9 protein-coding genes and 1 pseudogene are annotated in these 8,294 nt (G+C 32.2%); 4 read left to right on the forward strand and 6 right to left on the reverse strand.

What is annotated here, in order from left to right; genetic code table 11:
* Positions 1-51 precede the first annotated feature (51 nt).
* Positions 52-522: a hypothetical protein gene (locus tag AAC053_RS12735; RefSeq protein ID WP_339757298.1), complete on the reverse strand. Its 471-nt coding sequence runs from the start codon at positions 520-522 to the stop codon at positions 52-54.
* A gap of 159 nt (positions 523-681) precedes the next feature.
* Here AAC053_RS12735 and trxB point away from each other — a divergent pair, with 159 nt between their 5' ends.
* On the forward strand, positions 682-1,665 hold the full coding sequence (trxB, locus tag AAC053_RS12740) for a thioredoxin-disulfide reductase (protein WP_339757301.1): 984 nt from the start codon (positions 682-684) through the stop codon (positions 1,663-1,665).
* A 67-nt stretch (positions 1,666-1,732) separates the two neighbouring features.
* On the opposite strand, the gene AAC053_RS12745 is transcribed toward trxB, so the two are convergent.
* From AAC053_RS12745 to AAC053_RS12765, 5 genes and pseudogenes are all read right to left on the reverse strand, one after another.
* Positions 1,733-2,569 carry a DUF2807 domain-containing protein gene (locus tag AAC053_RS12745; RefSeq protein WP_339757304.1) on the reverse strand — a complete coding sequence of 279 codons (837 nt, stop codon included), beginning with the start codon at positions 2,567-2,569 and terminating at the stop codon, positions 1,733-1,735.
* Positions 2,570-2,753: 184 nt separating this feature from the next.
* Positions 2,754-3,482, reverse strand: a pseudogene (locus AAC053_RS12750) (head GIN domain-containing protein).
* A gap of 112 nt (positions 3,483-3,594) precedes the next feature.
* Positions 3,595-5,397, reverse strand: a complete 1,803-nt coding sequence (locus AAC053_RS12755; RefSeq protein WP_339757308.1) for a PspC domain-containing protein — start codon at positions 5,395-5,397, stop codon at positions 3,595-3,597.
* On the reverse strand, positions 5,394-5,735 hold the full coding sequence (locus AAC053_RS12760; RefSeq protein ID WP_339757312.1) for a PadR family transcriptional regulator: 342 nt from the start codon (positions 5,733-5,735) through the stop codon (positions 5,394-5,396). The genes AAC053_RS12755 and AAC053_RS12760 overlap by 4 nt, the downstream gene beginning before the upstream one ends.
* A gap of 71 nt (positions 5,736-5,806) precedes the next feature.
* Positions 5,807-6,253: a DUF4870 domain-containing protein gene (locus AAC053_RS12765; protein ID WP_339757314.1), complete on the reverse strand. Its 447-nt coding sequence runs from the start codon at positions 6,251-6,253 to the stop codon at positions 5,807-5,809.
* A 145-nt stretch (positions 6,254-6,398) separates the two neighbouring features.
* Between AAC053_RS12765 and AAC053_RS12770 the strand changes: the two genes are divergently transcribed.
* The 3 genes from AAC053_RS12770 (at position 6,399) to AAC053_RS12780 (ending at position 8,286) form a co-directional block, all read left to right on the forward strand.
* Positions 6,399-6,854, forward strand: coding sequence for a DUF4442 domain-containing protein (locus AAC053_RS12770; RefSeq protein ID WP_339757318.1), 456 nt, complete (start codon positions 6,399-6,401; stop codon positions 6,852-6,854).
* A gap of 188 nt (positions 6,855-7,042) precedes the next feature.
* Entirely contained in the window at positions 7,043-7,867 is an 825-nt protein-coding gene (locus AAC053_RS12775; protein ID WP_339757321.1) for a TIGR00266 family protein, read from the forward strand.
* A 221-nt stretch (positions 7,868-8,088) separates the two neighbouring features.
* Entirely contained in the window at positions 8,089-8,286 is a 198-nt protein-coding gene (locus tag AAC053_RS12780) for a hypothetical protein (protein WP_339757324.1), read from the forward strand.
* The last annotated feature ends 8 nt before the right edge of the window (positions 8,287-8,294 follow it).

Here is an 8,294-nt window from a genome sequence, read left to right on the forward strand (position 1 = left end):
TCCTGCCACCCCGACTTCAGTTAAAAAGCTTAGTTTTTACTAAGCTTTTTTTTATTCTATTCTTATATAATTTTCAGAATAGATGCGATTACCATCCTCATCCAATTCAATTTGTTCAAAACGATCTGGATGTAATTGAAGCTGAAAATTAAACTCTTTGCTTTCTGCAATTACTTCATTCATAAATGTAGAGCCAAATTCTAAAACTTCAGTAAGGATGCCATCTTCAAAATTGTAAGATCCATATCCGAAAAATTCAATTGAATCTGCAGGTCTCTGTTTACTCCACATTACTTTTGTGTCTGAATACATTTTTATTTGTCTTGAAATGGTATTGTTAGAAAAGGAATCGACAATAATATTGTTTTGGTAATTGTAAAACCCTTTAAGTTCCCATGTTCCTTTAAGGCTTAATTTATTTTCTATAGAATGATCTACTATTTTTTCATTGCTTTTAACATTTTCTCTACAGGAAGAAATTAAGACAAAAACAAGGCTTAAAATAAAAAATTTAGATTTCATGATTCAAAAATTTTAGCTGTTAAACACCTATAATTTACAAAATTAAACTTAGAATTTGATACGATTCAAAATAATTATACTGTCATTACAAGTGTTAATAACTTCTATGTAAGGATTTGCTCAAAAAAACTACTTTTGTTTTGTGATAAAACATAAGATATGTCTGATACAATTGAAAAAGTAAAATGTTTAATAATAGGTTCTGGACCTGCTGGATATACAGCTGCAATTTATGCCTCTAGAGCTAATATGTTCCCTGTTCTATATCAAGGAACACAACCTGGTGGTCAATTGACTACCACAAATGATGTTGAAAATTTTCCTGGATATCCTGACGGTATCACAGGGCCAGAGATGATGATACAATTACAAAAACAAGCTGAACGCTTTGGCGCAGATGTGCGGCATGGTTGGATAACTAAAGTTGATTTCTCTGGAGATGTTCATAAAGTATGGGTTAATGATGAAAAGGAAATTCATGCATCTACTATTATTATATCAACAGGTGCTTCTGCAAAATATTTGGGCTTACCATCTGAACAAAAATATTTAAAGTTAGGTGGTGGCGTTTCTGCTTGTGCCGTTTGCGATGGTTTCTTTTATAGAAACCAAGAAGTTGTACTTGTTGGTGCTGGTGATTCTGCTGCAGAAGAAGCTCATTATTTATCTAAACTTTGTAAGAAGGTGACAATGTTGGTGAGACGAGACGAATTTAGAGCATCTAAAATTATGGCTAGCAGAGTTAAGAACACAGAAAATATTGAAGTTCTTTTTAATACTGAAACAGATGAAGTTTTAGGTGATGGACAAGTGGTAACAGGTGTGCGTGTATTTAATAATAAAACTAAAGAAAAGCACGATATCGAGGCAACAGGGTTCTTTGTTGCTATTGGTCATAAGCCAAATACAGATATTTTTAAAGATTATTTAAATCTTGATGAGACTGGTTATATCATTAATGCTGTTCCAGGAACTAGTAAAACAAATATAGAAGGTGTGTTTGTAAGTGGTGATGCCTCAGATCATGTTTATAGACAAGCTATAACTGCTGCTGGTACTGGCTGTATGGCAGCTTTGGATGCTGAGCGTTATTTAGCAGCTAAAGACTCGACTTTTGAGGTGGTAACACCAAGTTATAATTAGTAGATAGCAGATACAAATAATAAAGCCGAAGTGATTAACTTCGGCTTTATTATTTGCTACTATATTTTTAGCGTTTCTTCTTTTGCAGTTTTGCAGTGTCTTCAAATTTTGTTATTGATATAGCTGGACTTCCAAATAAGTAAATTTCGCTATTGCCAGAGGCGGCAATTAATATACTTTCAGCTACCGAAATAGTTAAGTCGCTATTTTCTTCTAAGCTCACATCGGTCGTTTTAACATCGAATTTTGCACCATTAAAGTTTGTAGAATTCTCTAATCGAATAACAGAACTGTTTGCAGAGCCTTCAATCACAGCATCAGAGCGTAAGTATAAATCAAAGTCAGCTATTTTACTGTTTATTAGTGCATCTAATTTACTATTGTCGCTAAGTTCTATCTTTGTAGAATCTGCTGTTAGATTAAGTCTTGTTTTAGATTTCCCTGAACTTTTATATAAAAATTTTTTAGCTTTAATATTCAAATATGCTCTCGAGTTATCTGAAGTCGTTAGTGTTACATCTCCTAACTCCATAGAGGTTAAAGATCTTACTTCTCCATCACCTTTAGTTTCGATATTTTTTAATGCGTCACCATAGTTAACTGTAATACTTAGTTTCTTTTTAGAAGTAATACGAGTTGTTTCTACAAAAGTAAGTACGCCATCTACAACTTCGAACTGAATGATATCATGTAAATTATCATCAGTTTCAACATTAACAGATGGTTTACTGTTGTAAACGATTTCTATTGAAAAATCACCGTCAACTACGATAGTGTCAAAATCATCTATATAAGTTTGCTTAATGGTTACGTTTCTGTCACCTTTAATTTTATCTGTTGATTGTGCAGTTGTCATTGCTGTACTAACAATCATAAAAATTAGAATGAGTACTGTTTTTTTCATTTATATATCTATTATACTTTAAATAAGACACAAATCATTTAATTGGTCACTTTTAAAGCTGTTAAACAAAGATATACAAAAACCATCCCAAACTCTATAAAGAATTTGAAATGGCTTTTAATTGATTGGTTTTAAGTATGATATATGTTTGTTAAATTCTCTATCTATTTAAGGTTGATTGAATTTATTGCTGTCTAACACTTCCAGAAGAGCTGTCAGATTTGTTTACTTTTTCAGGATTTCCAGAATATCTTACATCTCCACCACTAGTAGCTCTGGCGGTTAGTTCTTTTGAGGTGTTCACTGAAATATCTGCACCACTTGTTGCCTATACATTCGACTTTTCTGAACTCAAATTTCTGGCGTCAATGTCGCTTCCGCTTGTAGCACTAGCAACCAAAACATCTGTGGTACCGGTAATTTTAATATCGCTACCACTTGTAGAATGGCAATTTAGTGTTTGAGTATTAACGTCTAATTTCATATCTGCTCCACTAGTTGTATTTAGTTTTAGGTCATCAACTTCGATTGTGTTGGTTGAGTACACATCACTACCACTAGTTGCTTTTATTACAGAAATATCAGAAATATTTAACATTATCTTTTTTGAAGCTGCTCTTCGAATATTCTCAGTAGTGTATATTCTTAAAACATCATTTTCTACTTCCGTCATAATAAGATCAAGAAGATTTTCGTCTGCTTCAATACTTAAGGATATATCGTTAGATTGTGTAATGTAAAGGTCTAGTCCTTGACTCACTTTTACAGAGCTAAATTCGCTAGAAATATTTCGGTTTACGCTTACTACATTTTTGTTGCCATCTACACCTTCACCTAAATTCATAGAAAAATTGCAGGATAGCATCAATATGCTGATAATACTTGTAATAATAACTCTTATTAATGTGCTCATGATTTCTGGTTTTTTTGATTGTTTGTTTTTTGATTGATGATTTACACTACAAATATCTGTAGAGTTTTAGTTGATTTAAATTTAATACTACTGAACTGTTGAATTTATGGTCTCAATTGTCATTAATTTCTAGATCAACACCATCTTCGTCTATTTTAAGGCTAACCTCAGGTTTGTCTTCATTAGACGATGTTTCACCAGTAATGGTTTCAATAATTTCGGTTGCTTCTTCAATAAATTCTTTTTCATCTTCATCATCTTTATTAATACAGTCTATGCATTCCGTATCATCTTCTATTATTTTTAGATATTGTTCTTCCATACCATTATCTAATATATCATTATAGTAACTTGAGTTTCTATGGAAGCTGTACGTATTATCATCTGCATATAACACTGTACCTTCTGGCAAATAGAGTATAATTAGCACTTCTTGCTCGCTAAACTTGTTGTCTATATCTGTTGATAGAAAAGCATTAAGTTGTAATTCATTATTAACTAAAGCGTAATTGTAATTAATATTTTTTGCTCTTGTTCTAGCTACATTGTAATTACTTCCATTTGCTTCTTTTTCGATGATTATTGTTGCTAAAGAATCTTTAGTAGATCTAACAACTAATCTAATGTCTGACGATGTTATCGTACGACCATTATCCTCTTCGGTAATGTTGTAGTGGTTATCATGTCTATTAAAATAATCTCCATAACTGTAGTTCCCCATCATTTTTATTTTAAGGGTGTCATTAGCTTTTACATTTAACTGCTCTTTAACCGTTACTTTGGCATCAAAGGCATGTTCGGTCGCTTGTTTTACTCCTGTTATTACTAAACCAATAATAGCCATTAACCATAATCCTAATAGTGTAAATTTCGCAATGTTACCAATAGACTTTAGGTTGTTTACTAATATTTTGAGACCTAAATAGAACACAAAGAAAAATGGGATTCCTACGGCAAAGAATAATAGCATTGCCATTAACCACATTGGTATATTAGCAGCATTCGCAGCATCTATAAAATCCATTGGTGGGAAATGAACAGCATCTGTTATACCAACAGTAAAGAAAGCAACAATTAATGCGATTAAGGTACTAATACCAACAATGATTAAGATAATACCAATAAACTTTGCTAATACTTTAAGAAAGAACATTATTATACTTCCGATAGAATCGAAAAAGGTCTGAGAGCTCGATTTTAATCGACTGCCTTGTTTTTGAAAATCGACACTTTTTACCGTATCTGAGATGTTATCAGAAACATTATCGAAACCTTCTTTTAGTTTATCTCCATGTTTTTTAAAATCGACACTTTTTACGGTTTCTGAAACGGTATCAATGCCATCTTTAATTTTTTTTTCGATGTTACTGATATTCACTGCATCACCCGACATAGTAAGCTTTTCAGCCGTCGTACTAGCTTCTGGTACTAATGCCCAGAAAATTAGATAGATAAAAATAAAAGTACCACCAGAGCCTATGGCTAATAATAACCAGATTAAACGTAACCAGATCGATTCTATTCCAAAATAGTGACTTAAACCTGCCGCAACACCACCAATATATGAGTTGTCTGTATCTCTATATAGTTTTTTAGATGGTTTAGAGCTTTGTCTTTGTCTTGGTTGTGGTTCATCTTCAAAGATTTCGTCATCCACTAAATAGTCTTCAGGTTGTCCCATTATGGTAATCACCTCATCGACTAATTTAACGCCAACGACTTGCTTTTCGTTTTGAATACGTTCTGCAAATAATTCTGCAATACGTGCTTCTATATCCGAAATAATTTCCGAACGACCTTGAGAGTCTGTAAATGAACGTTTTATAGCCTCAAGATAGCGTTGTAATTTAAGGTATGCATCTTCGTCTATGTGGAAGAATGTACCTGCTAAATTTATATTGACTGTTTTATTCATTTCTTTGTTGTTTTTGTACTGGTTACTAGGTTTACGGCATTTTGTAGTTCACTCCAAGTTGTGTTTAACTCATTAAGAAACAGTTTTCCTGTCTCTGTAAGACCATAATATTTTCTTGGTGGTCCAGAGGTGGATTCTTCCCAACGGTAATTGAGTAATCCAGCATTCTTCAATCTTGTTAATAGTGGATATATTGTTCCTTCTACAACAAGCATTTTTGCGTCTTTTAACGTGCACAGAATCTCTGCAACATAGGCATCATCATCCTTTAAGATGGATAAGATGCAATATTCCAGCACACCTTTACGCATTTGTGCTTTTGTGTTTTCTATTTTCATATTAAGAGTGTCTTAAATTTAATTAAACTGTTCATTTTTTGATTGATTTGATTGTTGATGAATGTTTTGTTTTACTTTAAAAAATTGATGGTCAATGGATATTTATATAAGTTGCCATCCCTTGCAGATAAGCTCGCTTTAACAATAAGAGCTAATTCTATAATAAATGCTATGATGGCTAAGGCTCCTAATCCACCTCCTATATATAATAGAGCAGAAGGTTCACCTACATTGATATGAAAATTATGAAAGCCATGAAAATCGATAACATCTAAACCTCTAAATAATTTAAAGATGAAAAATGGAACACTTATAGTTCCTATAATAATAGCATAAAGCAAAACACTAATTTGAAAATTGATGGCTTGCTTTCCATGCTGATCTATAAAGTCTGACTTCCCCTTATTGGCTGCCCATAATACAATAGGCCCAATGAAATTTCCAAAAGGAATTATAAATCTTGAAAAGGTCGAAAGATGTATAAATGTTGCTAAATTTTTATGATGATTGTCTACCATTTTTAAAAGTATATAATAGTTGCTTATACAAATATATGTCTTTAAAAAGGTATTATGTTACGCATAGTACTATAAATTAACATTTTTTTAACATTAGTTAGGTTGGATAATTTGAATTATTTTAGTGAAAATTATAATAAAACAGATGAATATATCTCCTTCAAAACTCAATACATTTCTAATGTTTAAGCTGCCTGCAGCATATATTACAGGTGTACGAACAAAGCATATTGATGATACAACTTGTGTTGTTTCTGTAAAACATCGTTGGATTAATCAAAACCCATTTAATTCTATGTTTTGGGCAGTACAAGGTATGGCAGCAGAGTTAACAACTGGTGCATTAGTAATGAAAAAAGTTAAAGAAACAGGTAAAAACGTATCCATTTTGGTGGCTAATAATAATGCTTCATTCACAAAAAAGGCAACAGGACGTATAACCTTTAAATGTGAGGAAGGTTTAAAAATAGATGAAGCAATTACTAAAGCTATAGAAACAGGAGAAGGTCAAACGGTTTGGTTAAATGCAAATGGCATAAATGCAGAAGGTGTACAAGTCTCTTCTTTTAATTTTGAGTGGACGTTAAAAGTAAAATCGTAATGGCATTGCGAGTGAAGCGTGGCAAATGCAAAGCATTCACGAATACTTTTAAAAAACAATAAAAAAGTAGGTGAGTAATCTCATCATATTGTAGAAGATTATGTAACAAAAGCATAATTATCACAACATATATGCGAATCAACTTGGGCTGAATTTATTTCAGTATCTTAAACATAAACAATTTAGCTATGGAAAAATTACCAGATTTTAATGATAGAAATGCACACGAAATAGACTATCGTATTTACGGAGAAGAAATGCAATATGTAGAAATAGAATTAGATCCACAAGAAGGAGTGATTGCAGAATCTGGTAGCTTTATGATGATGGACGATGGTATTGAAATGGATACTATTTTTGGAGATGGTTCTCAAAAGGATACTGGCTTTTTAGGTAAGATATTAGGAGCAGGTAAGCGTATTCTTACTGGCGAAAGTTTATTTATGACGGCTTTTTATAATAATCTTACTGGTAAACGAAATGTGTCTTTTGCTTCTCCATATCCAGGAAAAATTATTCCTATTGATTTAAATGAATTTGGAGGAAAGTTTATCTGCCAGAAAGATGCATTTCTTTGTGCAGCTAAAGGCGTAAGTATTGGTGTTGAGTTTTCTAAAAAACTCGGAAGAGGACTTTTTGGAGGTGAAGGCTTTATAATGCAAAAGCTAGAAGGCGATGGTATGGCATTTGTACATGCTGGTGGAACAACAGCAGAAAAGACTTTAGCAGCTGGTGAAACCTTGCGTGTAGATACAGGTTGTATTATTGGTTTTACACAAAGCATAGATTACGATATAGAATTTATTGGCGGTATTAAAAATTCCATCTTTGGTGGTGAAGGTTTATTCTTTGCAAAATTACAAGGACCAGGAAAAGTTTATATTCAATCTTTACCATTTAGCAGATTAGCAGGTAGAATATTAGCATCTGTGCCAAGAGGAGGAAAATCTAAAGGAGAAGGCACTATCCTAGGAGGTCTGGGTGATTTATTAGATGGCGATAATAGATTTTAGATTAACCTAATAATAAGTAAATCAATAGATTAAATTGTATGAATTGTCTGTAATATTTTGATGTACTCATCGTGTAATTATCAACTTTTAACATAACAACTTGTTAAACTTTAAGTGATTTTTAAATCTAATCTATTTTTTTTATACCTTAGAGAAGAATTTAAAACAAAAGCCTATTCTAAAATCTACCTTTCGTTAATCTTAAATACCTATAACAAACTATGGCGAGAGCAATGTATGAGTACACTAAGACTGTACTAAACAAAGTGAGTTTTGATGCGACATTATTCTGTAAGGAAGTGCAAAAAGCAGTAAGACGTTTACTGCCTCATGAATTAGAAGACCTTAGAATTTTTATTGAGTCTCTAATTAATCAAAACCCAGAATTAAATCAGTGTTTAATTTATTTAAAAGCATAGAAAAAAGC

It is taken from the genome of uncultured Winogradskyella sp., assembly GCF_963975125.1.
Lineage (GTDB): Bacteria > Bacteroidota > Bacteroidia > Flavobacteriales > Flavobacteriaceae > Winogradskyella.

Excerpts from the sequence above, each read along its gene's own strand:
- AAC053_RS12770 (WP_339757318.1), top strand. The coding sequence starts at position 6,399 with ATGAATATATCTCCTTCAAAACTCAATACATTTCTAATGTTTAAGCTG.
- AAC053_RS12765 (WP_339757314.1), bottom strand. The coding sequence starts at position 6,253 with ATGGTAGACAATCATCATAAAAATTTAGCAACATTTATACATCTTTCG.
- AAC053_RS12780 (WP_339757324.1), top strand. The coding sequence starts at position 8,089 with ATGGCGAGAGCAATGTATGAGTACACTAAGACTGTACTAAACAAAGTG.
- AAC053_RS12775 (WP_339757321.1), top strand. The coding sequence starts at position 7,043 with ATGGAAAAATTACCAGATTTTAATGATAGAAATGCACACGAAATAGAC.
- AAC053_RS12735 (WP_339757298.1), bottom strand. The coding sequence starts at position 522 with ATGAAATCTAAATTTTTTATTTTAAGCCTTGTTTTTGTCTTAATTTCT.
- AAC053_RS12760 (WP_339757312.1), bottom strand. The coding sequence starts at position 5,735 with ATGAAAATAGAAAACACAAAAGCACAAATGCGTAAAGGTGTGCTGGAA.
- AAC053_RS12755 (WP_339757308.1), bottom strand. The coding sequence starts at position 5,397 with ATGAATAAAACAGTCAATATAAATTTAGCAGGTACATTCTTCCACATA.
- AAC053_RS12745 (WP_339757304.1), bottom strand. The coding sequence starts at position 2,569 with ATGAAAAAAACAGTACTCATTCTAATTTTTATGATTGTTAGTACAGCA.
- trxB (WP_339757301.1), top strand. The coding sequence starts at position 682 with ATGTCTGATACAATTGAAAAAGTAAAATGTTTAATAATAGGTTCTGGA.